We start from the raw sequence: 23,401 nt of genomic DNA on the forward strand, positions 1-23,401 counted from the left end.
CATGGAGAAAACCGAGCAGGTTCAATACAATAGAGCCGGGCAGAGGATAGTCTCTCCCGACTATCTTCTCTTTGAAGCGCCCAGAGAGAAGCAGTTTATGACAGGTTCAGAAGTGGTTAAGGAAGCGGTCAAGAGAGCGAGCGTTGATGCTTCAGTGTCATACCCCATCACCCCCCAGTCGGAGGCTGCACACCTGATAGGTGAGCTGTGGGTTGAAGGATACGTGGGCGTTTACTTCAGAGGTGAGTCCGAGTTCGGTGTTATGTCAGAGGTAGCCGGGTGTTCCATGGCTGGAGCGAGGACTATAACCACCACCTCGGGACCGGGAACACTCAGGGCGATGGAAAACTTCCCCATGTGGGCTGGTTCAAGACTACCCATTCAGCTGGTTCTCATGGCGAGAGGTGTGAACGCTCCGCTGACCATACAGCCCGACAACCTTGAGATATCCTTCCTGCTGGATACGGGTTGTATGATATGGCACGCAGAGACCGCACAGGAGCTCTTTGACATGATACTGGCAGGGTTCGTGGTGGCAGAACAGCCTGATGTCCACGTTCCCGTCATAACCGCCATAGACGGCTTCTTCATATCCCACACCAGAGAGGCGGTCATGCTCCCGCCCGATGACATAGCTCTGCCTACGTACAACCCCTATAAGTCTCCTATGGTTCCTCTGGACATGGAGATGGCTCCCGGAAGGTTCCTAAGAGACCCTTACGTCATGAAGTCCAACTACATATCCTACGCGGCACATACCAGCTGGCAGTTTGAGGTCAGGGCTGCTATAGAAAGGGCAAAGCCCTACGCCAAGCACTACCTTAGAGGTCTCATAGAGGAGTTCGGAGATCCCGAGGCTGACATAGTCTTCGTTGCCTCTGGAACCGCCGCTGCACAGGCTAAGGAAGCTACCCTGATGCTCCTCCACGATGAAGGGGTAAAGGCAAGGGTCGTCAGGCTCAAGACCCTCAGACCGTTCCCAACGAAAGAGCTCATAGAAGCTCTCAGGGGTGCCAAGTACGTTTTCGTTCCTGAGTTCAACGTGATAGGTTGGCTTGAGAGGGAGGTAAGGCGTGCCCTATACGGAAACCTTGATGTGCCCGTCATAGGTTCTCCGAGGGTTGCGGGTGGTATGACCATGCCTCCCGAGTTCATAGTTAAGGAAATTCTCCAATTCCTTGGAAAGGAGGTGAAGCATGTCGTATAAGGTTTTTAAGATAAACGAGGATTTGAAAGAGTTTATGCCTCCAGAGATAGTTGACCTTGAGGAGAAGGCAACCTGGGGCAACCCCAAAAGAGGAGTTATGGATCTTCCCTACTCCAAGGAGCTCATAGAGGAACACTCCCTATGTGCAGGATGTCCCGAATCCGCAGCCTTCAGGTACATACTAGCTTCACTCCCCAACCCCGAGGACACCATAATAGTGAACTCCACGGGTTGCACATCTCTGGTCTTCCCTCACATAGCCCTGCACACCGTCCACTCCCTATTCGGTAACCAGAACGCCGTCGCTTCCGGTATAAAGAGGGTTCTTGAGTGGAGGTTTCCCGACAAGGTCAAGGACGTTGTAGTCCTCGCAGGTGACGGAGCTACCGTTGATATAGGTCTTGACTGCACCCTCCAGTCCTTTTTCAGGCAGGAGAAGATAACGACCATATGCTTTGACAACGAGGTTTACGCCAACACGGGTGGTCAGGAGAGCGGAATGACCGTTAGAGGTCACGTCTTTAAGATGGCTCCCAAGGGCAAGCAGTGGGACAAGGTTCCCATGTGGCAACTCGCCATAGACTCCGGGTGCCATTATGTCGTTAGAATGACCGTTTCATCTCCCAAGAAGGTGGAGAAGGTGATAAAGCAGGCTATATACGTGGCAAGGGAAGTGGGTCCCACGTACATACACCTGTACACCCCTTGCATACTTGAGATAGGTCTCAACTCCGACGATGGTCTTGAGGAGATGAGGAGAACCGACAAGGAGAGGTTCAAGTTCTTTGAATACATGACCGACGAAGCTAAGGAGGTCATTCAGAAGAAGAAAGAGGAGGGTCTGATATGAGCCAGCCCAAGAGGAGAAGGATCAACGTTCGTATGCCCGCCATAGGTGGTCAGGGTGCGGTTACCGCCGCCCACATAATGGCTACCGCCGCCGACTACGCGGGATACTACGCGGTCTCTAACCCTTTCTTCGGAGCCGAGAAGAGGATGGCTCCCGCGGAGAGTTACGTGAGGATAGGTATAGACCCCATATACGACAGAGGAGAGGTGGTTTACCCCGACGTGATAATGGTCTTCCACTCACAGGTCATTACCATGGGTAAGTCCTACACCATGCCCTTCTACTCCGGTATAAAGAAGAACGGACTCATAATCATAAACACCGAGGAAGACCTCCTCACCGAGAGAGACCACGAATACCTTGAGTCCATGAACGTTAGGGTCTTTAACTTCCCAGCCACCAAGTTCGCCATGGACATAGCCGGAACGGAGCTCGCCACCAACATGGCTATGTTGGGAGCCTTCTTCGGAGCCACTCAGATAGTGGGTATGGACGCCATAGAGGAAGGTATAAAGGCGAGGTTCCTGAAGAAGTTCGTCGCCTCCGGTGGAACCATGTCTCTGGACTCTGCTATAGAGAGGAAGTTCAAGAAGAAGTTAGAGCTCATAGAGAAGAACATAAACACCGCCAAGGCTGCTTACGAAATGGCTCAGGGCTTCGCCCGTGAGAAGGGCATAGAGGCTTGGCTACCAAGCCCCCAGGAAGCCGCGAAGGTTTAAAAACAAGGGGGCTTTGCCCCCTTCATTCACTACCACTGAGAGGTTATCTTTGCCTTCTTGTTCACGAACTTGTCCACGGCAAGGGCTGCCTTACACCCATCGGCTGCCGCTATGACAGCCTGCTTTATGTTCGTGCAGAGGACGTCACCTGCGGCGAACACACCCAGCACTGAGGTCATCATCTCCTCATTTACTACTATGCAGTCTCCCTCGGTCATCTCCACCTGACCCATGAGGAAGTCTACCGAAGGCTTCGTGCCTCCGAGGAATATGAATACCCCGTTCACCTCCAAGAGCTTCTCCTCCTGATTAGCCACATCCTTGAGCTTCAGACCCTTCACGAGCTGATCTCCGACTATCTCAAGGACTCTGTGCCTCAAGAGAACCTCCACGTTATCCAGCTTTTCAAACTCCTCTATTATGTCTGGGGGTGCTTTTATCTTGCTCCCTGGAACTACAAAGTAAACTTTGCTCGCAAACCTCGCTATGAACTCTGCCTCTTCAACTCCATAGTCGTCCTCACCTATCACCGCCACGGGTTGATCTTTAAAGAACGCCGCATCGCACACGCCGCAGTAGGAGACTCCACGTCCGAGAAACTCGTCCTCGCCCTTGAACTTGTTTGCCCTCTCCATAGCCCCAGAGGCTACTATCAAGGTTTTACCCCTGAACTCTCTGCCGTCTATGGTGAAGACCTTCTTGACCTCTTCGGAGAAGTCGGTCGCTATCACCTTGCCCCTGACGAACTCAGCCCCAAAGCTCTTAGCCTGTTCCCTCATTATCTTGAGAAGGTCGTAGCCGGATATAGGTCCCGGAACCCCTGGGTAGTTCTCTATCTGCTGGGTAACACCGAGTGCTCCGTCGGCCTCGGCTCTGTAAAGGACCACCGTCTTAAGTCCCGCTCTGGAGGTGTAGAGGGCGGCGGTAGACCCGGCGGGTCCCGCCCCTATTATTATCACGTCATACACCTCTTCGGGCTGGTAGTTGAGTCCAAAGCCTACACCCATTCCATCACCTCCGTTCAATCCAGAGCTTCGTGGACTCTTCCCACTATGTCCTCAGAGGGTCTTAGGGTCTTTTTGCCCGGTTCCCACTTAGCCGGACAAGCCTCGTCCGGGTGGCTCATAAGATAAACGTTAGCCTTCATCTTCCTCACGAGCTCCTCTGCGTTCCTTCCCACGTTGTAGTAGTTTATCTCAGAGCCCACGAGAATTCCATCGGGATTGATTATAAAGGTGCCCCTGAGGGCAAGCCCCGTATCTTCGTCGTAAACGCCGAACATCCTGGATACCTTCCCAGTGGGGTCTGCACCCATGGGATAGCGGACATTTTCCAAGAGCTTCTCGGAGCGCTGCCAGGCTAAGTGGACGTACTTGGTGTCCGTTGATACGGAGACAACCTCAACGCCCATCTCAACAAGCTCGCTGTAGTGCTCTCCGAGGTCTGCCAGTTCCGTTGGACAGACGAAGGTGAAGTCCGCAGGGTAAAAGAACAGAACGAGCCATCTCCTCTCCCTCATGAAGTCTTCAAGGGAGACCTTGCCAAAGCCACCCGTCTTGGGGTCGTAGACCTCAAGTTCAAAGTTGGGTACCTTACCGCCTACCTTTACTGCTTCCATTCCAGTTACCTCCTTTAAGATTTGGGTTAATGATAATTATTATCAATTAATATAATTTGTCAATATGATTGGGCTCACCCTAGTATATCACCGGGGTTTATGGCTGTGTCCCTCCGGAACACCTCCCTCTCGTAAGGGTAATCGGAACGGTAGTGGACTCCCCTGCTCTCCTTTCTGAAGAGAGCCCCCTCCACGGTGGCAAGTGCAACCAAGAGAAGGTCAAACAACTGCCTGTTTTCTACAGAGGGCTCAGCCCTTTCGGCGTGCAGGAGCCACTCCGTCAAGGTGTGTCTCGCCTTGAGGAGACCCTCTTCCTCCCTCTCCAAACCCACGTTCTCCCACATAACGGCTTTGAGCTCCTCAAACCCGAAGGGTAGCTTGGAGCTGCACTCCCTGTAGTTCTTGAAGTCAGCTCTGCTCTCTCTGAGGAACTTTATGTCAAGGTACAGCCGGTAGGCTGTCCTGTATCCAAAGACCACACCTTCCAGGAGAGAGTTGGAGGCGAGCCTGTTGGCTCCGTGAACACCTGTGCAGGTGCATTCACCCACCGCATAGAGACCCTCCACCGAAGTCCTTCCGGATATGTCAACCTCAATACCCCCTATGTAGTAGTGGGCGGCGGGCACAACGGGAACCGGCTCTCTGGCAGGGTCTATGCCCTTCTCGGTCAGAAAGGATAGAATTGTGGGAAAGCGCTCACCAAGGTTTATCCCCCTGCCGATCAAGGGTCTCAGGTCAAGGAAAACGTCTCTCCCGTGCTTAAGGACATTAAATATAGCCCGTGCGACCACGTCCCTGGGCTGCAGCTCGTCAACGAAGCGCTCCCCGGAATCGTCCACGAGGTGTGCTCCCTCTCCCCTGACAGCCTCCGATATCAGGAGGTTTGTCCCCTTTAGAACGGTGGGGTGAAACTGGACGAACTCGGGGTTCTTTATGACAGCACCAGACCTGAAAGCTATACCTATGCCGTCACCTCTCACCTTTGAAGGGTTGGAGGTGTGCCGGAACATGGAAGCCGCTCCGCCTGTAGCCAGGACTACAGCTCTCGCCCTCACGAAGCGCAGACTCCCCTCCTGGTGATAGAGGGCTCCCTGAACGCTCTGGTCGCCCACAACCTCCTGCAACTCGCCATGAATTATAGGGATCTTGAGCTCTTCAACCCTCTGGAGGAGCTTGGTGTATATCTCCCTGCCGGTGTAGTCCTTTACCTTGAGCACTCTGGGAAAGGAGTGCCCTCCCTCGGTGGTCGTGGAGTAGGTGTCTCCCTCCCTGTCAAAGCCAACACCCCACCTTTCAAGGTCAGCTATCCTCATCACCCCGTCGTTAACGAGTATCTCCGTAGCCTTCTCATCGTTCAGAAACCTTCCCGCGCGTATAGTGTCAAGGAAGTGAACGTAGGGGCTGTCCGCAGGATGTACCGCACCGGCTATTCCACCCTGGGAGTAGTAGGTGTTCCCTATCCCTCTGGTCAGCAGGGCTGGGGACAGTCCGAGCTCTCTGAGGACTATCGCAGTGGTGAGTCCACCTATACCGCTACCGCAGATGAGTACGTCTGCTCTTTCTGATGGAAGCAGGGAGGTATCAAAGTTCAGAAAATATCTCATTACGAACAATTTTAACTATAAGCTCCGTGAGCCTATCGGGGTCGTGCCTCACGAAGCTATCCCTGTCACCTATGAGGTCTTCAGCAAAGACCCTGACGCCTTCCTTGGCTATCTTGGCTATGTCCGGAGTCACTGGCTCCTGTCCCTGTTCAAGGTACTTCTTCAGTATGTCTCCTGAGGGCATCTTGGTGTTAACTATAACTGCGTCCACCCTGCTCAGACGGGTCATCTCAAGGAACGTCCTCAGGTGGTCGTAAGCTGTGAACTCGTCTGTCTCACCGGGCTGGGTCATCGCGTTGACTATGAATACCTTTAGGGCTGAACTCCTCTCCACAGCCTCCCGTATGTCCTTTATGAGCAGGTTGGGTATTATGCTCGTGTAAAGGCTCCCGGGTCCGAAGAGGATTATGTTGGCTTTCTCTATTGCGGCTATAGCCTCTATGGGCGCCTTAGCATCTCTGGGCTCTATCCATATATCTTCAACGTTAGCCTCCCTCTTCTTACCGTACTCCGTTATCTCCTCTTCGCCCTGCACAACCTCCCCGTTGCTGAAGCGAGCTACAAGATGGACGTCCTCCACAGTGGAGGGTATTATGTCACCCTTAGTTCTAAGTATCTGGGAGGTGAGCTTGACCGCCTCCAGGAAGCTGCCTGTTATCTCGGTGAGGGCTGTAAGGAACAAGTTGCCAAAGGCGTGCCCTCCCAATCCGTCTCCCTTAAACCTATACTGAAATAGGCTCTGCATGACCTCCTCACTCTCGGACAGGGCTACGATACAGTTCCTTATGTCTCCGGGTGCGGGTATGTTGTATATCCTCCTGAGCCTACCGGTGCTACCTCCGCTGTCCGCAACGGTAACTATCGCACTGAGTTCCTTTATAACCTCTCCGACTTCTCTTTTCAGACCCTTGAGTAAGGTGGAAAGACCTGTTCCCCCGCCCACGGCAACAACCTTCATACTCCGACCTCCTGACTCTTTATATCGGCATTTCTATCCACCGTTAACGTTCCACACCCACCTATTTTATCCTTCCTGAAACGGTTTGAGAGGGTAACCTTCACACCCATTGAGCGCAGGAGTAGGAAAGCCCTCTCGTACTCTTCAGGGGTGAGCTGAGGATAGGAGGATACCTGGTTGTAGTAGAGGAGCGTAACACCAACGCCGAGCTCCCGGGCGAGCTTTCCAAGCTCTATAAGTTCATCCTCGCTGTCGTTCACGCCCTTTATCAGCAGGTAGGCGAGGCTTACCTTCTTTCTTTTTTTCCCTGTAAGGGAAGGAAGCTCCCCCCTCAGGAAGTCTATCAGGCGCCCAAGGTCTCCCGCATAGGGCATGAGCTCCTTCCTCGTACTCCTGTCAAGAGAATGAATGGAGAGGCTTACACCGCCGTGGGGCATGTGCAGGAGCTCACGGAGGTTCTTTAAAGGGTAACCCGTTGTGTAGAAGGAGACCCTTAAACTGAGCTCCTTGAAACGGTAGAAGGCTCCCCTGACGCTGTCCCAATTCGCTAACGGCTCCCCTATACCCGCCACGGCTATACGTCTGACCTCAAATTTAGGTCTCACGAGCTCATACTGGGAGACTATCTCCTCCTCGCTCAGGTTCCTTATGAGACCTCTTCTGCCGGAGGCACAGAACCCACACCTTACGTGGCATCCGACCTGAGTTGACACACAGAGCGTATCCCCCCTGTAATGAACCGCCTCTACGGCAAAGCCGTCCTCCAGCTCAAATATAAAGAGCCTGTTGAGCTCCCCTTCAATTGTGTGCAGCAATCTCATAGTTTGCGCTTTCTTCGGAAAACCTCCTGCAACACCCACCGCAGGTCTGACAGTTCTTAAGCACCTTTTCGTAGTCCTTGGGCAGGACTTCACCGAGGGGTAGCTCCTTAGCCTTACCTTCAAAGTCAAGAACCACAACACTCCTGAGAGGATCAACCTCAAGGAGCCTTGCCACCTTGCCGTCCACGCAGAGCTCGGAGCCCTTTTCCGGCAGTAGGTGCTTGACGAGGTAGTTGTCCTTTTCAAAGGACATGCAGCACACGAGACGACCGCAGGGTCCCGTGAACTTGGAGGGAGATAGGGGTAAGTTCTGCTCCTCTATGTCTTTGAGGGATATGGAGTCAAACCTCTCCATGAACTTCAGGCAGCAGGGAACCTCTCCGCACAGACCCACCCATCCGAGGATCTGAACGGCATCTCTCACACCTACCTGGCGCATCTCTATGCGCTTCTTGAATATCTTTGCAAGCTCCCTTACGAGCTTTCTGAAGTCAACCCTCTCCTCGGCAGTGTAGTAAAAGAATATCTTCCGGGAGTTCAGAGGTATGTAAGCTTTAAGGAGGTGCATCTCAAGCCCCTGCTCCCTTATCTTCTGCTTGCAGGTTTTGAAGGCTCTGCCGCTCTCCTTCTCGTTCTTGCTGAGGGTCTTAAGGTCTCTCTCTGTGGCTTTTCTGAGAAAGCGATACTTTATGCCCGTCTTAGCTTCCTCCTTGGAAACACCGAGCACCCTGACGACGTCCTCACCCTTTTCCTCAGACTCTATAACGACCACCTCGTCCCTTGAGAGCTCTTCGTCGCAGTCCTCAAGGACACCGACCTTGTTCGTGTCAAAGCTCTTTACCTTTATGTAATTCATAATACCTACCTCCACAGGGCGTAAAGGGAAAGCAAGCCAAGTCCAAGCCTTAAGCCTCTGCCGAGCCCGTTCCTGAGCTCGGAAATCCTATCAAGGAGCATCTCAAATTTATCATAATTTAGTCCTTTATCCAAAAAGGTCTTCCTCAATCTGTCCTCCAAAAGCTCAAGGAAGAGCTCTCTGTCCTCAGGCTCTGATTTGTCAAGCTTTATAGCCACTTGATATACGGTGTCCGGCTTCAGAGACAGGAAGTCATCTACCATCTTGAGAACTTCTCCCCTATCCTTTATCAGCTTGGCAAGGCTGTAGCTCCCCCCCGATACACGGTAGAGTTCTTCATTCTCCTCCCCCAAAAGGGAGTAAAAGACCTCCTCCTCTAAGGGGTGGAACTCAACCTGATAGGTTCTTGAAACTATTGTCGGTAGAAGTTGATCCTTGCTCTCAGAGATAAGAATAAACAGCGTGTCAGAGGGAGGCTCTTCCAGAACCTTCAGAAGGGCGTTCCCAGCTTCTCTGGTCATAGTATGGGAATCTTCAAGAACTACAACCTTCCTGTGGGAAAGGGCGGGTCTCATGTAGGCGAAGTCCTTCACAGCCCTTATCTGGTCTATCCTGAGAGACCCCCCGTAAGGTGGCACGTATATGAAGTCGGGGTGCTCCCCTGATAGATACTTCAGAATCTTTTTTCCGTCTGACTCATCGTAAAGGGATATACCCTCCCACTTACCGGAAAGGATATCCTCCGCTACCCTATCGTAGTGGAGACAGGAGCTACAACTACCACAACCCCATTCCTTCTCCTCAAGGCAGAGGGCTCCGCGGGCGAAGTCCAGTGCAGCGGTCGTCTTCCCCACGCCGGACAGCCCGTAAAATAGAAGACCTCCAGGATAGCGCTTCTCCTTCTGTATCCTCTCTAAAAGCTCCCTAACGGCGCTCTGATTTCTGAGGCGCATAGTTTTAATTTACAAAAGTTTTCCATATCTTGGCGTATATTCCTACGGATTTAAATATCAAGGCAAGTGTCCACGGGCACGAAAACCGTCCATGCAAGTCTTCCCAGTTCATTTCCAAGATAGCACCCAAAAATGATTAAAGGTTCCCTTTCCCTGGACGCATACTTCTTGGCAAAGTAATCTATAGTTCTTTCAACCTCCGAAAACGGTATGTCCTCCCCCACCATACCTGACAAAAAGTAAGCCTCCGCTTTCCTCATGTCTATTCCTGCATCGTAGAGAGGGTTGTCAAGGGCAGACTCAAGAGCTTCTATTCCGTCCTCCTTTGGCTTACCCACTCCAACACATACCTTTCTCCCAGTTGAACACTTAAAGGGAACTACAAAGTCTAACCAGTCAAGACATATAATCTCCCATCCCAAAGTAAGTGGAAGGATTATAGATTTTAAGATTCTGGATGTAAGTATGTTCGCCCTTTCAAAAGCTTTTCTCACAGTTAGTTCTTCCCAAGGAATTTTGTTGTAGTCCACAATTATAGTGAAGTCTACCGACTTTTTTACCTCTTCCAGGGCTTCCAGAGCTTTCTCTCTCATCTCCTTTCCCTCAAACTCAAAGGGCAGAGAGACCAAAGCAACGCTACTCTGTCCGTATACCTGAGGGTAGCTCCGATAGTAAGTGGTCATATCTCTGCCAAAGTTTACAAGTGCACTTGCACCTGTTTTAAAACCTCCGAGACCGGCTACGAATATGGTTCCCACTGCATTTTTAAGTTGGGGAATCTCTATTTTTTCAAGCTCTTCAAGAGAATAGAGATTGTTTATACGGAGGCTTCCATTCTTTCTCATCTTCTCAATTTCTGAAGATTTATCAAAGTAAAAGAATTCAGCCTGGGTTTCCCTGGGGTTAATCTCGGAACAGAACTCATTGAGAACTTCACGGCCCATTCTACCGAGCCCTACAACGCTGAGCCATCTTTCGGGAAGAATACTTTTAGACATGACTGCCTCCCTTGGCTTCTTTATACAGCTTTACAAATTCATCAACCAGGTTCTCCGTAGCATTCTTTAGTTTTTCAAACTCACTAAAGTAGTAGTCAGCAAGAGCTTCATAACCTTCTTCCAGATTATCCTTACTCTTCTCAAGTATTTCCATATAAAACTCCTTCTGCCACATACCTCCATAGTAGAAATCAAAGTATTTCCACACAACCCACCAATCGGAAGGTTTCCAATTGCCCGGTAAAGCTTCCTTTAATCTAATTTTCATCTGGCTAAAAATTTCCTTCCACTCCTCAGGCAAACCCTGTATATTCTCCCAATTTCCAACAAAGGGAATTTGATCACTACATTTTTGAATGCCGAAGTATAAATTGAAGTAATCCTTCAATCCATGCTCAATCCCATATTTCAATATAGGCTTTCCATTCACAACCCACTCCCTCCTGTATATGGCTATATTTCCATACTTCTCCCTCTCAAGAAAGCCGTTGTCCTCAAGTTTGTATCCGTAGAACGGATCACCGGGATTTTTTGTCTTTTCCTTGAGCTTCTTGACCAATTTTTTAAGGATACTTTCCCTTATGGAAAGCTTTATGTCTTCAAAGTAATCCCTTATATCCCATGCAAGTTCAAATTTTTCTATTCTGTCTTGAATACCTCCTTCTAACAAGTAATCCTCGATTAGCTCTTTTACATCAAACTTCATTTCATTTGCCTCCATTCAGCCTTTATTTACTTTTGAACCTGTGCTTTTCTTTCCTCTACTGAACGATCAAGTAACTGCTCTAAACCTGGAGTCTTTCTAACTATCTCATATACTTGCTTAAAGTAGTTGAAGAAGAAATCTACAATCTCCAATGGATTTAGCAACACTATTCGATAATAATCTCTTAAATCACCATAGTTCCAGTCTGGTATTGGTATGTAGCCTAAATACCACTGTGTAGGTCTAAAGTTTTGCCTTGACAATATATCGCCTATCTGCTTTTCAGTGTCTGTAGTAAATGGTTTGTTCCTGACTATACCTATAGTAGGCCAGCCTCTATTCCATTTTTCAACACATATTGCATAGATTCCTCTGTCTTTCTCATCCTGTCTCCATTCACGTTTAGCAACATAAACACTGCCCCAGTCAAGATAAGTAATTTTAAAGGGTTCCTCAAGAAGATCTTTCTCTATTCTACTCGCAAGTGGTTCAAATACTTTGGTTTTTGATTGTCCGCTCCTTATACTATCAAAGCTTTCCCGCACATCCCACGCAATTTCAAACTTCTCCTTTTTCTCTTCAGGAGTTCCTTCAAACAGATACTCCTCAATTATCTTCTTTCTGTCCATCATCGCTCACCTCCTTGCAGTTTTCTTCTATCCAGCTGATAAAGTCCCTTATAAACCACCTGACTTTGTCAGCTTCACACTCCTTTAAACACTCCTTTAGCCATGATTTAAGAAATTCCCCATAACTTAGTGTTATGAGCTTTCCTGATTTTTCGAGCTCAGCTCTTTCTCCTTTTGGAATACTCCACTCTGAAGGCTCCCTGCCATCGCAGGTTAGGAAAATCAGCAGGTAACTCTCTCTCTTATTTTTCAAATACTCGTTGTAATTCTTGAGCTGGTCTTTTTGATCTCTCGCCCTTATCTTGTTCTCTATCCCTATAACAAAGTTCGGCAAGTCAATAAAGATGTCTACCCTCCCACCTTTGTCCGTGCTGTGTTCGGTTTCAACCTTGGCATTACAAAACTCTCCGACGTCTTCCATAGGATTCTCAACACCTCTTTTCTTCAGATTTTTTCTCAAAATCTCCACAAACTTCTCCAAAAATACCTTCCCTTGTCCGTGAACACCATCAGGTTCAAGCAAAAGAGCTATAAGCCTTGATATGGTTTCCTCTCCCGGTGCAAGTAGACTCACCAGGTTGAAGTCCGAGGCAAGGTATCTGTCCATCTGAGCCTTCACGCTCTTGGCTATGCGGTATCTAAAGAGCAGGTCACCGAAGAACCTACCCAGTTTCTGCTTATATTCAGCTTCTGTCATATCTCCACCTCCCTATAAAGCCATTTCTAACACCAATCAGCTAAGCCTGTAAATCCCTGTTAGCTCCCTATCGTAGTCTTCAAACTGCCATGGCAGGTAATCTCCCTCGCAGGTAGCAAAGAGCTGAACACCCCTTTTAAGGGAATGAGCCAATACGCTATCAAAACCCAGAAGTTCATCAAAGAGCATCTTCATGATGTCCTGGTGTTCATAGTCCTTGTGCCTGTCCACATCCTCCACGAAAAGCCTTTTCATAGACAGACAGTCAAGGGCGGCAAGTAGGTAAGCTGTATCCTTAACATGACCCTCTGCCTTGCTGAGCGGTATATCTCCTTCCTCGTCTATAAGAACAGGAACGAACTCTTCTGTAAAGCCAAACTTCCTGTCATCAAGCAGAGCACTTGCGAACTCTCCGTATTCTTTAAAAGGAAAACCCCTCAGCGTCCACATAAGGGCTACCGGGACAGCACACTTTTTCACAAACTCTTTTACAAGTTCGCTTTCTGGCTTAAACTGCTTTATAAAGTGTTTCCCTATCATGTCACAAAAGTACCCTATACTTTCGGTTTTAACTTTCTTCCAGTCGGGCACATTCAGGGGTTTGTCAATCTCGGACAACTTCTGTCTCTCAACCGGGAAGTAAACAGCTCCAGTGTGTTCAGAGTAGAACTCTGAAGATGTTTTCATAAAAACCTCATCAAACATGTCCATTATGCACTCTGCGAGAGTTCCTCTGAAGCTGAAGGTGCCGCAATCGTCTATGAAGTAAGCGAGCCCGGAGGGTTCTCTGTTTTCCCCTTCAAAAGAAATCTGTATAGACTCACCTTTGTTTAGACCCACAAACACCCTGTCGGTATGTTCGGGAATAAGCTCAAGCTTGGGAAGGAGAGGGGAGTATCCAAGCCATTCTTTCACTAACTGCTCGGCAAAGCACCTGTAAAGGGTCTCTAAAGCCCTTGCAAGCCCATTCGCTTCTATGGAGATACAGAAAGGAACCTGTTTTCCTATGCTGGTGTACTCAAAGAAAATCTCCTCCCACAGATCATCCGCAAACCTACCCTCTCTCACATACTCAAGCACCTTGAAGAGTGCGTAAATTGAAATTAGAATCTCCCTCCTCTGCCTGAAAGTTCCCCCATGGAGCAGAGTAAGGCGCTTTAGCTCAAGCTCCTCAACCCCGTACCTATCCTTCTGAAAATAAAACTTCACCGCCATGACACCACCTCCTATTAAACGTCGTCTTTGTCTATAACGTAGAAAAGCGGCTTTGCGCCTTCTCGTTAAATGTTTGTATATCAACATGTTGAAGTGTGTGAGTGTAAGTAATTGATATTATTAACCTCTTTTGGACACAGCGCCGGAAAAAGCTTTCCAGATTCACTTAATTCACATAACCACCTGCTTTACGAAGAGTATCTCTGGTATTCCGCGCAGGTCTTCTATAACGTGTTCGGGAACCTGGTCGTCAAGGTTCAGTATCCCAAGGGCTATACCCCCTTTCTTCTCCCTCCCGAGCCTGAAGCCAGCTATGTTCACGCTGGCACTGCCCAGGACAGAGCCTATCTTACCTATAACCCCCGGAACATCCTTGTTCTCAAAGACTAGGAGTATTCCCTCAGGCTCTATGTCCACCCTGTACTTGTCTATCTGAACTATCCTCAGGAGCTGACCTTCAAGGACTGTTCCTGCAACGACCTTCTCAGAGCCGTCAGCCCTAACCACGACCTTTATGTAGTGCTTGAAGTCGGGTGTGTCTTCGGAGGAAAGCTCTTCAACCTTTATCCCCCTGTCCCTTGCCACGTAGGTGGCGTTTATTATGTTCACGGGAAAGTCAACGACCTCCTCAAGAATACCCTTTAGAACAGCGGCGGATATGGGGTGGAAGTGCTCAGAGATGTCCCCTCTTACCTCTATGTGAACCTCCCTTATCCCCTCTTCAGCCCACTGAACCATGAACCTGCCCATCTTCTCCGCAAGGTCAAGGTGGGGCTTTATGAGTGTGAGGACGGAGAGGTCTGGGAAGGGTGCGTTCACAACGTACTCGGGAGACTTACCCTTGAGAGCCTTTATAACCTGCTGGGCGACTATAACCGCAACGTTCTCCTGGGACTCATGGGTGTTGGCACCTATATGAGGAGATAGGGACACGTTCTCAAACTTCCTGAGCCTGTCCACGAGCTCGGGTGGGGGAGGTTCTTTTGAGAAGACGTCAAGGGCTACGCCCTTAACTTTACCGCTCTCAAGGTTCTTTATTAGAGCTTCCTCGTTGATTATCCCTCCCCTCGCACAGTTGACTATGAACACGCCTTCCTTCATAAGCTCAAACTCGGCATCCCCTATCATGTTCCTCGTTTCGTGGGTGAGGGGTGCGTGTATGGTGAGGACGTCTATCTCTCTGAGCATGTCTTGGAGGTTGTCCATCAGCCTGACGCCGAGCCTGTCAGCCTTCTCACGGGGTATGTAGGGATCGTAGGCGAGAACGGTCATCCCGAAAGCCTTAGCCCTTATAGCGACCTGGGAGCCTATGTTCCCTAGACCTATTATCCCGAGGGTCTTTCCGTAAAGCTCCGTTCCCATGAATTTCTTCCTGTCCCACCTGTGCTCAAGTATGGACTCGTGAGCCCTGTGCCCGTTCCTCAGTATGGTAAGCATGTGCATCATGGTGAGCTCGGTCGCACCTATGGTGTTCGCACCCGGGGTGTTTACAACGAGAATACCCCTTCTGGTAGCCTCCTCTATGTCAACGTTGTCAACACCAACACCAGCCCTTCCGACAACCTTTAGACGCTGAGCCCTGTCAAGGAGCTCCTTTGTGACCGGTGTCCTTGAACGGGTGATAATGCAATCAAAGTCTTCAACTATCTCAAGGAGCTCTTCGTAAGGTATCTCCGGCTCGTTGTAAACCTCTATATCTGGCTCTTTCTGGAGAAGCTCTATTCCTTTGGAAGCTATCGGGTCGGTTATAAGCACCTTGTGCAATTTCTTTCCTCCGAAAAGGGTTGTTTAGAGGAAATTATTATATATCAATTGTCAGTCTCTACCCGAGCCCGCCTGCAGAAGTATCGTGTTGGCTACAACGCTGACCGAGGATAGAGCCATCAGAAGACCCGCCAGCTCCGGCTTCAGGTATACACCGTACTTATAGAATAGACCGGCGGCGACAGGTATGCCCACAACGTTGTACAAGAAAGCCCATACGAGGTTCTGCTTTATCTTTGAGTTCACCTTTTTACCCAAGCGGAAGGACTCGGGCAGCTTTGCAACCCCCGAGAGCAGAACCACATCACCCACCTGCTTGGTTATATCAACCCCGTGGGGAACCGCGAAGGAGAGGTCTGACTGGGCGAGGGCTGGCGCATCGTTAACCCCGTCGCCCACCATGGCAACTCGCAAACCTTCCTCCTGGAGACCCTTTATCATCTCCTTCTTCTCTTCTGGCTTAACCTCTGCAAAGAAGCTGTCAAAGCCGAGCTCTTTAGCGACGAACTTCGTCGTCTCAGTCCTGTCTCCGGATAGGAGTATGGTGGTCAGACCGAGCTTCTTCATCTCGCTGACTACGAACTTCGCCTCCTGCCTGAGGGTATCCTTCAGATAAAAGACGGCGAGTACCTCGCCGTTCCTCCTGAGAGCGACCGCCTTCCATACGTCCTCGGGTATGTTTTCATCTTCGTATTCCCCTATAAAGTACTCTCCGCACTCCACCCCTCTTCCGAGAACCTCCCTGCATCCCACCAGCTCAACCTTCCTTGCGCCATTCTTCTTGGCGAAATCCCTTATAGCCTTGGCTATGGGGTGGTTGGAGAAGCTTTCCATGCTGTATGCTATGTCCAGGGCTTCCGAGGAACGCAGTTCGTACCTGACAACCTGAAACCTACCCTCGGTAAGGGTTCCCGTTTTGTCAAATACTATGGCGTTTATGAGGGGAAACACTTCAAGGGAAGAGGGCTTCTTTATAAGAATGCCTCTGGACAGCGCCTTTGATATTCCCACCACCACCGCAAGGGGTGTGGCTATACCCATAGCACAGGGGCAGGATATTACGAGGACGGCGAGGGAAAACTGAACAGCCATCTCCATGCTGCCGGTGAGCTTAACCCAGAGGAAGAAGGTCGCCGCCGACACAACCACGACAGCCTGAACGAAGTAGTGGGAAACTGTGTCGGCGATACGCTGGATGCGTGGCTTCTCTGAGAGGGCACTCTCCACCATCCTGTTTATCTTTGAAAGGTAAGAGCTCTCGTAGCTTGCCTCTACCCTGATCTCCAGAAGACCATCCTCAAGGATTGAACCACTTATGACTCTGTCGCCGGGCTCCTTCAGTATGGGCTCGGGCTCACCCGTCAGAACCGCCTCTGAGACATACCCTCTGCCCTTAACAACGACGCCATCTATGGGTATCAGGTCTCCGGGTCTGCAAACTATGACCTCGCCCCTCATAAGCTCCCGAACGTTCTTCCTTACCTCGTTCCCATCTTCAAGGACTGAAACCTCGGAGTGCTGGGCTGTGAGCATGCTCTTGAGTAGCCTGAGCGCCCTCTTCTTAGCCCTTTCCTCTATAAAACGCCCGCCCCGGACGAAGGTTATAAGGAAGGTGTTGGTCTCAAAGAAGGGACTGCCGGGGATAAAGCCCAGAAGGGTCAGGAGGCTGTACACGTATGCCCCAGTGGTGCCCAGGGAGACGAGGACGTCCATCCCTGCCACGCCGTTTCTTAAGGAGTTGTAGGCTCCCTTATAGAACTTCCACCCACCGAAGACCTGAACGAGAGTTGATAGAAGGAACTGGACGTAAAGACCGTAGGGAACAGGGTAGAACATAAGTGCAGTTATGAGAAGGGCTGAAAGTCCTGAGAATAGGAGGAGGTAGCTCTCAGCCTTTCCCCCTTCCTCTTCAAGAACCCTGTAACCGAGCTCCTCTATAGTCCTCGCTATGTCTTCCTCGGATACCTTGTTCTCGTCAAAGTCAACCTTCACCCTCCCGAGCTCAAAGGATACCTCAACATCCCTGACTCCCTCCTTCCTCTTCAGAGCTATCTCTATGGTGCGGGCACAGTTCACACAGGTCATGCCCTCAACTTTTAAAGTCCGCCTCATCTAAAAAAGCTTAGGCTCTCCCCAGTGTTAATACAACTCTTTAATTTCACGTTAAAAGTTTCAGAACCTCCTCGTCCATTCCCTCCCTGTTTTCCCTGTTCAACTCTATGATAACAGCCCCGGGTAGTCTCCTGAGCTCCCTGACGAGGGGGTGAACATCCCTTACGGGCAGGGTTGCTAAAAGCTTAACCCTCGGGTTGTGAGCCAGCTCCCTTACGAGCTCTCTAAACTCCTTAGAAAAGAGCTCCATCTTACCGACTTCGTCCACGACCACAACCTTGTCCGTCTCCTTCAAAGCCCTCCTGAGGAGGGGCAGCACCGTCTCTTCAAACCTCTTTACGTTCACCCCGTAAGAGCCCACGAGCTTCTTTGAGGTGAACCTCTTGCTTGCAAAGAGGGTCTCCTTTCCGTTGGTTGTAACTACTTTAAAACCTACCCTCCTTCTCGTCTTTTTGTCCCTGACCTCCTCCGTCCAGAAGCCTATTGCCCTGTCTCCGAGCTTTTCCACGACCCTCCTGACGAGGGTCGTCTTTCCAACCCCGGGCATTCCTGTTATAAAAACTTTCATGGATCCTCCTTTATATCCCTGTATATCTCTTCAACTTGCCTTCTGGTTTCCTCAAGCCCGTCGGAGTTATCCACGACGTAGTCGGCGTACTTCACCTTCTCCTCAATGTCCATCTGGTTCCTCCACCTCCGCTCAAAGTCTTCTTCGGAGAAGCCCTTTCTGAGTGCCCTCTCTCTGCAGACCTCGTAGGGGGCATAGACGACGACGGTCTTGTCGTAGTTCCTGTAAGTTCCCTTCTCTATCAGCAGGCTCGCCTCTACCACGACCACTGCCGAAGGCGGTAACCTCTTGAACAACTCCTCAAGTTCCCTGTACAGAGCTGTATGGGTTATCTCCTCAAGCCTCCTGAGCTTCTCCCTGTCGTTGAATACCACATCGGCGAGTTTCCTTCTGTCTATGTCCCCTTCCCGTGAGAGTACCCCTTCACCAAACTCCTTAAGCACCTGCTCGTAAACGGGGTGTCCTTTTCTGTAAAAGGAGCGTATCAGTTCATCGGCGTCAACCGTATAGGCTCCAAGCTCTCTGAATATACCCGCCACCGTTGATTTGCCGCAACCTATGTTCCCCGTGAGCGCGACCTTTTTCATTCCTCTATAAATTCTCTCACAGGCTGTTAAAATAGTCCTCCGTGCGTGTTCTGATAACGGGTGCGGCCGGATTCATAGGCTCTCACCTCTGTGACAGGTTCCTCAGGGAAGGGCACGAGGTCATAGGGCTTGATAACTTCCTGACGGGCTCTCCAGACAACGTCTCCCACCTCTTCGGAAACCCCAACTTCAGGTTCTTCAAGTACGACGTCACTAACTTCATATACCTTGAGGGAGAGCTTGACCTCATACTACACTTCGCCTGCCCCGCCTCTCCTGTGGACTACATGAATCACCCCATTCACACCATGAAGGTGGACTCCATGGGAACCCTGCACACCCTTGGACTTGCAAAGTTAAAAGGTGCACGCTACGTCTTCGCCTCAACCTCTGAAGTTTACGGGAATCCCGAAGTTCACCCCCAGCCCGAGACCTACTGGGGCAGAGTCAACCCCATAGGACCCCGTAGCGTCTACGACGAAGCAAAGAGGTTCTCCGAAGCCCTGACCATGGCGTACCACAGAGAGCACGGGATAGACACGAGGATAGCGAGGATATTCAACACTTACGGTCCCAGAATGAGGGTCAACGACGGCAGGGTTGTCCCCAACTTCATATATCAAGCCATCACAGGCAAGCCCCTGACCGTTTATGGAGATGGCTCCCAGACGAGGAGTTTCTGCTACATAGACGACCTCGTTGAGGGTATATACAGGCTCGCGATAGAGGAAGGTCTATCGGGGGAAGTTTTCAACCTCGGCAACCCCACGGAACACACCATACTTGATCTTGCAAAGCTAATCATAGATATAGCCGGCAGTCCATCAGAGATAGTGTTCACAGACAGACCCGTGGACGATCCCGATCGCAGGAAGCCTGACATAACAAAGGCAAAGAAGGTTATAGGCTGGGAACCGGAAACCTCAATAGAGGAAGGTCTTAAGAGAACCGTAAACTGGTTCAGAGAAAAACTCGTAGCAGGATGATACCTCAGGCGGTCTTCTTAGCCTCAGCCACTCCATCCTTAACGGTGCGGCACTCCTCAAATATGACGTAAGGGCACTCCTTCCTGCAGTAATCGTGATCCAGCCTCTTGAAGAGCTCAATTATGGACTGCCCCTTGGAGTCAAAGACGAGCTCGTGCTTGACCACCTTGTCAAATCCTGCGTTCTCAAGTAAGGGGAACACATCGCAACCTATGTTGGCAAACGCAGCCTCAACACCGAGCTCTCTGAGAGCCTTTATGAGTCTTATTATCGTCTCGGAGCCCGTAGCATCGGTATAGTTAACAGCCTCCATGTCTATCAGGACGTACTTGAGAGGTCCCCTTCTCAGTCTCTCCTGAGCCTTCTCTATAACATAGTCGTAAACGTACTGAGCGTTACCGAAGTAGATGGACATGTTGGGTCTTATGTAAAGCATCTGGGGACATTCGGGAAGCTCTCTCTTCTCAGCGTTGACGAACGTCCTTGATTCAGGGTCTCTGGAGAGTATCACTATCCTCGGATACATGGTTCTGTAAACGAAGCTTCCAAGGGATAGGATAACGCCCATCGTTATGGCGACCCACAGATCCATGAAGAAGACAGATACGAAGGTTAGACCCGCCACCGCTCCGTCTATCTTGTTTATCCTATACAGCCTCAAAATGTCCTGAGGTCTTATGAGGTTTATGACAGCGGAGAGCACCACGGCGGCAAGGGTAGCCTTAGGAAGGTAGTAAAAGGCTGGTGCGAGCAGGAACAGGGTAACACCTACCAGAGAACCCGTTATTATGCTCGCAAGGGGAGACTTGGCACCGAGGGCGAAGTTCAGGGAAGACCTTGAGAAGGAACCGCCCGCCGGAAAACCTTTAAAGAAGGACACCGCTATGTTTGCGAGCCCCTGACCTATGAGTTCCTGGTTTGGGTCCCATTTATCCCCCGTCCTTATGGCGAGGGTCTTGGCTATGGCAACAGCCTCTATGAGTCCAAAGAAGGCAACAACGAGGGCACCTCCCCACATCTGGCTCATCATCTGCAGGTCCAGCGGGGGAACGGTAGGGTCGGGGAGTCCCTGGGGAACCTTACCCACTATGGCAACACCCTTCTCTGTGAGGTTGAACAGGTAGGTTATAACTGAGGTGGCGGCAACGGCTATCAGAGCGCCCGGAAGGTAAGGGCTTATCTTTTTAGACCCCCATATCACGAGGTAAGCGCCCACACCTATAGCCACGGTGTAGGGGTTCGTAAGCTCAATCTTCTTAACTATGTCGGCAAGCACTGTGAATATGTGGGTGCTGTTAACCACCTTATAACCGAGCATGTGCTTGAACTGGGACAGGGCTATAACGAGCGCTCCCGCGGCGGTAAAGCCTATGACCACGCTGTTAGATATCAGGTCAACCACGAAACCCAGCCTGAACATTCCCACCGCAAGCCTCGTTATCCCGACCATAAGGGCGAGTAGACCCATGTAGGCTACCCACTGGTCTGACTGGGGCTCAAGCTGAAGCCCATACAACACCGAGGCGGAAAGCAGGCAGGTCATTGCAACGGGTCCAGTGCCAAGGAACCTTGAGCTTCCAAAGAGAGCTGCTACTATGGTTGCTATGAAGGCAGTGTAGAGTCCCGTTATGGGAGGCATTCCCGCGAGGAGAGCGTAAGCCATAGCTTGAGGAACGTAAACCGCAGCGACGGTTATGCCAGCTATCAGGTCTCTCAGGAAGGAATCTTTGGAATAGTTCTTAAACCACTGGGGAAAGGGAAAACCGAAATATACGGGTAAACTCTCAGTTTTCATCGGTTTTAAAAATTATAAAACAACTTTTGAAATTCGTGTTATAAGAAATTTTTAATTGTCAATAAAAAAGGGGCGCTGAGCGCCCCTTCCAAGCTGTAAACAATAGGGAACGGTTAGTCAAGCTCGGGCATGTCGGTAGGTGTCATGTCCTTCTTCTTGTCCTCGGGGAGGTCAGCTATGACAGCCTCGGCGGTTATCATCGTTCCTGCAACCGACGCCGCATTCTCTATCGCCGTCCTGACGACCTTGGTGGGGTCTATCACTCCAGCCTCCATCATGTCCACGTACTCACCGTTGGCTGCGTTGAATCCCCAGCTCTTGCCCTTCTCCTTGCCGAGCTCTATCACCTTCTCAAGGACTACGAAGCCCTCAAATCCAGCGTTGTAGGCTATCTGCCTGAGGGGTGTTCTGCAGGCTTTCTTGATTATCTCAACGCCGAGCCTCTGGTCTTCGTTGTCCACATCCACGCTGTCCAGGTCTTCTGAAGCTCTCACGAGAGCGACCCCACCACCGGGAACTATTCCCTCTTCAACCGCTGCCTTGGTTGCGTGGACTGCGTCCTCAACCCTTGCCTTCTTCTCCTTGAGCTCAGCCTCGGTAGCAGCTCCGACCCTTATGACGGCAACACCGCCGGAGAGCTTGGCGAGCCTTTCCTGGAGCTTCTCCCTGTCGTAGTCAGAGGTAGTCTCCTGTATCTGCTTCTTGATCTGCTCTATCCTTGCCTTTATGTCCTCTTCTTTACCTTTACCACCAACTATGGTGGTGGTCTCCTTGTCAACTACCACCTTGTCAGCCCTTCCGAGCATGTCAAGGGTCACGGACTCAAGCTTGATTCCGAGGTCTTCCATTATCGCGGTTCCGCCGGTCAGCACGGCTATGTCCTGGAGGTAGTCCTTCCTCCTCTGACCGAATCCGGGAGCCTTAACGGCACAGGCTTTAAGAACGCCCTTTATGTGGTTTACGACGAGCGTAGCGAGTGCTTCACCCTCAACGTCTTCAGCTATGACGAGGAGAGGCTTGCCTGCCCTTACCACCTGCTCAAGGACAGGTAGCAGGTCTTTTATGTTGGATATCTTCTTCTCGTATATGAGTATGTAAGGCTCTTCAAGGACACACTGCATCTTGTCAGGGTCGGTTACGAAGTAGGGAGAGAGGTATCCTCTGTCAAACTGCATACCCTGAACGGTCTCAAGGGTGGTCTCTGCAGACTTGGACTCTTCAACGGTTATGACTCCGTCCTTCCCGACAGCCTCCATGGCGTCCGCTATTATCTTTCCTATCTCGGGGTCGTTGTTGGCGGATATGGCGGCAACCTGCTCTATCTCCGTCCTTCCTTTGACTTCTACGGAGAGGTTCTTAACCTCCTCAACGACCTTCTTGACAGCCTTGTCTATACCCCTCTTGACGTCCATGGGGTTAGCACCGCTGGCTATAGCCTTGAGACCCTCGTGGAATATAGCCTGAGCGAGTATGGTGGCGGTTGTGGTTCCGTCACCGGCTACGTCCGCGGTCTTGGAGGCAACCTCCTTGACGAGCTGGGCTCCTATGTTCTCGTAGTTGTCCTTGAGCTCAATCTCTTTGGCAACGGTCACACCGTCCTTGGTCACGACGGGAGTTCCCCAGTTCTTCCCGAGGATTACCTCCCTACCTCTGGGACCGAGGGTAACCTTGACAGCGTTTGCGAGCTTGTCAACACCAGACTTGAGTTTAGCTCTCGCCTCTTCACTATAGATAATTCCCTTTGCTGCCATCTCTCAC

At 50.6% G+C, this 23,401-nt stretch carries 22 protein-coding genes; 4 read left to right on the top strand and 18 right to left on the bottom strand.

Annotation, left to right across the window (positions count from 1 at the left end; genetic code table 11):
* The first annotated feature begins 1 nt into the window (after window position 1).
* From HG1285_RS16935 to HG1285_RS16925, 3 genes are read left to right on the top strand one after another with little or no spacing between them, the layout of a single operon-like run.
* A complete protein-coding gene (locus tag HG1285_RS16935; RefSeq protein ID WP_008285799.1) occupies window positions 2–1,207 on the top strand; it encodes a transketolase C-terminal domain-containing protein in 1,206 nt (401 codons plus the stop codon).
* Entirely contained in the window at window positions 1,197–2,057 is an 861-nt protein-coding gene (locus HG1285_RS16930) for a thiamine pyrophosphate-dependent enzyme (RefSeq protein ID WP_008285800.1), read from the top strand. The genes HG1285_RS16935 and HG1285_RS16930 overlap by 11 nt, the downstream gene beginning before the upstream one ends.
* The gene (locus HG1285_RS16925; RefSeq protein ID WP_008285801.1) at window positions 2,054–2,776 is read left to right on the top strand and encodes a 2-oxoacid:acceptor oxidoreductase family protein; all 723 of its coding nucleotides are present in this window, start codon (window positions 2,054–2,056) and stop codon (window positions 2,774–2,776) included. The genes HG1285_RS16930 and HG1285_RS16925 overlap by 4 nt, the downstream gene beginning before the upstream one ends.
* A 29-nt stretch (window positions 2,777–2,805) precedes the next feature.
* On the opposite strand, the gene trxB is transcribed toward HG1285_RS16925, so the two are convergent.
* The 16 genes from trxB to coaE all read right to left on the bottom strand — a co-directional run bounded on the left by trxB (window position 2,806) and on the right by coaE (window position 18,862).
* The gene (gene trxB / locus HG1285_RS16920) at window positions 2,806–3,783 is read right to left on the bottom strand and encodes a thioredoxin-disulfide reductase (protein ID WP_008285802.1); all 978 of its coding nucleotides are present in this window, start codon (window positions 3,781–3,783) and stop codon (window positions 2,806–2,808) included.
* Between the two features lie 14 nt (window positions 3,784–3,797).
* Window positions 3,798–4,394: a redoxin domain-containing protein gene (locus HG1285_RS16915; RefSeq protein WP_008285803.1), complete on the bottom strand. Its 597-nt coding sequence runs from the start codon at window positions 4,392–4,394 to the stop codon at window positions 3,798–3,800.
* A 74-nt stretch (window positions 4,395–4,468) separates the two neighbouring features.
* Window positions 4,469–5,998: an L-aspartate oxidase gene (gene nadB, locus HG1285_RS16910; RefSeq protein ID WP_008285804.1), complete on the bottom strand. Its 1,530-nt coding sequence runs from the start codon at window positions 5,996–5,998 to the stop codon at window positions 4,469–4,471.
* Complete coding sequence (locus HG1285_RS16905) at window positions 5,976–6,956, bottom strand: YvcK family protein (RefSeq protein WP_008285805.1); 981 nt, start codon at window positions 6,954–6,956, stop codon at window positions 5,976–5,978. Before HG1285_RS16905 ends, nadB begins: the two co-directional genes overlap by 23 nt.
* Window positions 6,953–7,777 carry a radical SAM protein gene (locus tag HG1285_RS16900; protein ID WP_008285806.1) on the bottom strand — a complete coding sequence of 275 codons (825 nt, stop codon included), beginning with the start codon at window positions 7,775–7,777 and terminating at the stop codon, window positions 6,953–6,955. The genes HG1285_RS16905 and HG1285_RS16900 overlap by 4 nt, the downstream gene beginning before the upstream one ends.
* Entirely contained in the window at window positions 7,755–8,633 is an 879-nt protein-coding gene (gene ricT / locus HG1285_RS16895) for a regulatory iron-sulfur-containing complex subunit RicT (protein WP_008285807.1), read from the bottom strand. Before ricT ends, HG1285_RS16900 begins: the two co-directional genes overlap by 23 nt.
* A gap of 5 nt (window positions 8,634–8,638) precedes the next feature.
* Window positions 8,639–9,586 carry a DNA polymerase III subunit delta' gene (locus tag HG1285_RS16890; RefSeq protein WP_008285808.1) on the bottom strand — a complete coding sequence of 316 codons (948 nt, stop codon included), beginning with the start codon at window positions 9,584–9,586 and terminating at the stop codon, window positions 8,639–8,641.
* A gap of 50 nt (window positions 9,587–9,636) precedes the next feature.
* Entirely contained in the window at window positions 9,637–10,584 is a 948-nt protein-coding gene (locus HG1285_RS16885; protein ID WP_008285809.1) for a cell division protein FtsZ, read from the bottom strand.
* Complete coding sequence (locus HG1285_RS16880) at window positions 10,577–11,290, bottom strand: hypothetical protein (RefSeq protein WP_008285810.1); 714 nt, start codon at window positions 11,288–11,290, stop codon at window positions 10,577–10,579. Before HG1285_RS16880 ends, HG1285_RS16885 begins: the two co-directional genes overlap by 8 nt.
* 26 nt (window positions 11,291–11,316) lie before the next feature.
* A complete protein-coding gene (locus HG1285_RS16875; protein WP_032496246.1) occupies window positions 11,317–11,922 on the bottom strand; it encodes a hypothetical protein in 606 nt (201 codons plus the stop codon).
* Complete coding sequence (locus HG1285_RS16870; RefSeq protein WP_008285812.1) at window positions 11,897–12,616, bottom strand: PD-(D/E)XK nuclease family protein; 720 nt, start codon at window positions 12,614–12,616, stop codon at window positions 11,897–11,899. The genes HG1285_RS16875 and HG1285_RS16870 overlap by 26 nt, the downstream gene beginning before the upstream one ends.
* A gap of 36 nt (window positions 12,617–12,652) precedes the next feature.
* Window positions 12,653–13,831, bottom strand: a complete 1,179-nt coding sequence (locus HG1285_RS16865) for a hypothetical protein (RefSeq protein ID WP_008285813.1) — start codon at window positions 13,829–13,831, stop codon at window positions 12,653–12,655.
* A gap of 171 nt (window positions 13,832–14,002) precedes the next feature.
* A complete protein-coding gene (serA, locus tag HG1285_RS16860) occupies window positions 14,003–15,595 on the bottom strand; it encodes a phosphoglycerate dehydrogenase (RefSeq protein WP_008285814.1) in 1,593 nt (530 codons plus the stop codon).
* Between the two features lie 51 nt (window positions 15,596–15,646).
* Window positions 15,647–17,707: a cation-translocating P-type ATPase gene (locus HG1285_RS16855; RefSeq protein ID WP_032496247.1), complete on the bottom strand. Its 2,061-nt coding sequence runs from the start codon at window positions 17,705–17,707 to the stop codon at window positions 15,647–15,649.
* A gap of 46 nt (window positions 17,708–17,753) precedes the next feature.
* Window positions 17,754–18,275 carry an NTPase gene (locus tag HG1285_RS16850; protein WP_008285816.1) on the bottom strand — a complete coding sequence of 174 codons (522 nt, stop codon included), beginning with the start codon at window positions 18,273–18,275 and terminating at the stop codon, window positions 17,754–17,756.
* Window positions 18,272–18,862, bottom strand: a complete 591-nt coding sequence (coaE, locus tag HG1285_RS16845) for a dephospho-CoA kinase (protein ID WP_008285817.1) — start codon at window positions 18,860–18,862, stop codon at window positions 18,272–18,274. Before coaE ends, HG1285_RS16850 begins: the two co-directional genes overlap by 4 nt.
* Window positions 18,863–18,903: 41 nt before the next feature.
* On the opposite strand from coaE, the gene HG1285_RS16840 reads away from it, so the two are divergent.
* Window positions 18,904–19,848: a UDP-glucuronic acid decarboxylase family protein gene (locus tag HG1285_RS16840; RefSeq protein ID WP_008285818.1), complete on the top strand. Its 945-nt coding sequence runs from the start codon at window positions 18,904–18,906 to the stop codon at window positions 19,846–19,848.
* A 4-nt stretch (window positions 19,849–19,852) separates the two neighbouring features.
* Here HG1285_RS16840 and HG1285_RS16835 read toward each other — a convergent pair whose 3' ends face one another.
* Both HG1285_RS16835 and groL read right to left on the bottom strand, forming a co-directional pair.
* Window positions 19,853–21,643 carry a SulP family inorganic anion transporter gene (locus HG1285_RS16835; RefSeq protein WP_008285819.1) on the bottom strand — a complete coding sequence of 597 codons (1,791 nt, stop codon included), beginning with the start codon at window positions 21,641–21,643 and terminating at the stop codon, window positions 19,853–19,855.
* Between the two features lie 113 nt (window positions 21,644–21,756).
* Window positions 21,757–23,394 (bottom strand): chaperonin GroEL, encoded by a 1,638-nt coding sequence (gene groL / locus HG1285_RS16830; protein ID WP_008285820.1) that lies wholly within the window; start codon window positions 23,392–23,394, stop codon window positions 21,757–21,759.
* Window positions 23,395–23,401: the final 7 nt, after the last annotated feature.

Source organism: Hydrogenivirga sp. 128-5-R1-1 (assembly GCF_000171895.1).

Bases quoted from the DNA above. Each gene is read 5' to 3' on its own strand.
- HG1285_RS16935 (WP_008285799.1), top strand. From the start codon at position 2: ATGGAGAAAACCGAGCAGGTTCAATACAATAGAGCCGGGCAGAGGATA.
- HG1285_RS16930 (WP_008285800.1), top strand. From the start codon at position 1,197: ATGTCGTATAAGGTTTTTAAGATAAACGAGGATTTGAAAGAGTTTATG.
- HG1285_RS16925 (WP_008285801.1), top strand. From the start codon at position 2,054: ATGAGCCAGCCCAAGAGGAGAAGGATCAACGTTCGTATGCCCGCCATA.
- trxB (WP_008285802.1), bottom strand. From the start codon at position 3,783: ATGGGTGTAGGCTTTGGACTCAACTACCAGCCCGAAGAGGTGTATGAC.
- HG1285_RS16915 (WP_008285803.1), bottom strand. From the start codon at position 4,394: ATGGAAGCAGTAAAGGTAGGCGGTAAGGTACCCAACTTTGAACTTGAG.
- nadB (WP_008285804.1), bottom strand. From the start codon at position 5,998: ATGAGATATTTTCTGAACTTTGATACCTCCCTGCTTCCATCAGAAAGA.
- HG1285_RS16905 (WP_008285805.1), bottom strand. From the start codon at position 6,956: ATGAAGGTTGTTGCCGTGGGCGGGGGAACAGGTCTTTCCACCTTACTC.
- HG1285_RS16900 (WP_008285806.1), bottom strand. From the start codon at position 7,777: ATGAGATTGCTGCACACAATTGAAGGGGAGCTCAACAGGCTCTTTATA.
- ricT (WP_008285807.1), bottom strand. From the start codon at position 8,633: ATGAATTACATAAAGGTAAAGAGCTTTGACACGAACAAGGTCGGTGTC.
- HG1285_RS16890 (WP_008285808.1), bottom strand. From the start codon at position 9,586: ATGCGCCTCAGAAATCAGAGCGCCGTTAGGGAGCTTTTAGAGAGGATA.
- HG1285_RS16885 (WP_008285809.1), bottom strand. From the start codon at position 10,584: ATGTCTAAAAGTATTCTTCCCGAAAGATGGCTCAGCGTTGTAGGGCTC.
- HG1285_RS16880 (WP_008285810.1), bottom strand. From the start codon at position 11,290: ATGAAGTTTGATGTAAAAGAGCTAATCGAGGATTACTTGTTAGAAGGA.
- HG1285_RS16875 (WP_032496246.1), bottom strand. From the start codon at position 11,922: ATGATGGACAGAAAGAAGATAATTGAGGAGTATCTGTTTGAAGGAACT.
- HG1285_RS16870 (WP_008285812.1), bottom strand. From the start codon at position 12,616: ATGACAGAAGCTGAATATAAGCAGAAACTGGGTAGGTTCTTCGGTGAC.
- HG1285_RS16865 (WP_008285813.1), bottom strand. From the start codon at position 13,831: ATGGCGGTGAAGTTTTATTTTCAGAAGGATAGGTACGGGGTTGAGGAG.
- HG1285_RS16855 (WP_032496247.1), bottom strand. From the start codon at position 17,707: ATGAGGCGGACTTTAAAAGTTGAGGGCATGACCTGTGTGAACTGTGCC.
- HG1285_RS16850 (WP_008285816.1), bottom strand. From the start codon at position 18,275: ATGAAAGTTTTTATAACAGGAATGCCCGGGGTTGGAAAGACGACCCTC.
- coaE (WP_008285817.1), bottom strand. From the start codon at position 18,862: ATGAAAAAGGTCGCGCTCACGGGGAACATAGGTTGCGGCAAATCAACG.
- HG1285_RS16835 (WP_008285819.1), bottom strand. From the start codon at position 21,643: ATGAAAACTGAGAGTTTACCCGTATATTTCGGTTTTCCCTTTCCCCAG.
- groL (WP_008285820.1), bottom strand. From the start codon at position 23,394: ATGGCAGCAAAGGGAATTATCTATAGTGAAGAGGCGAGAGCTAAACTC.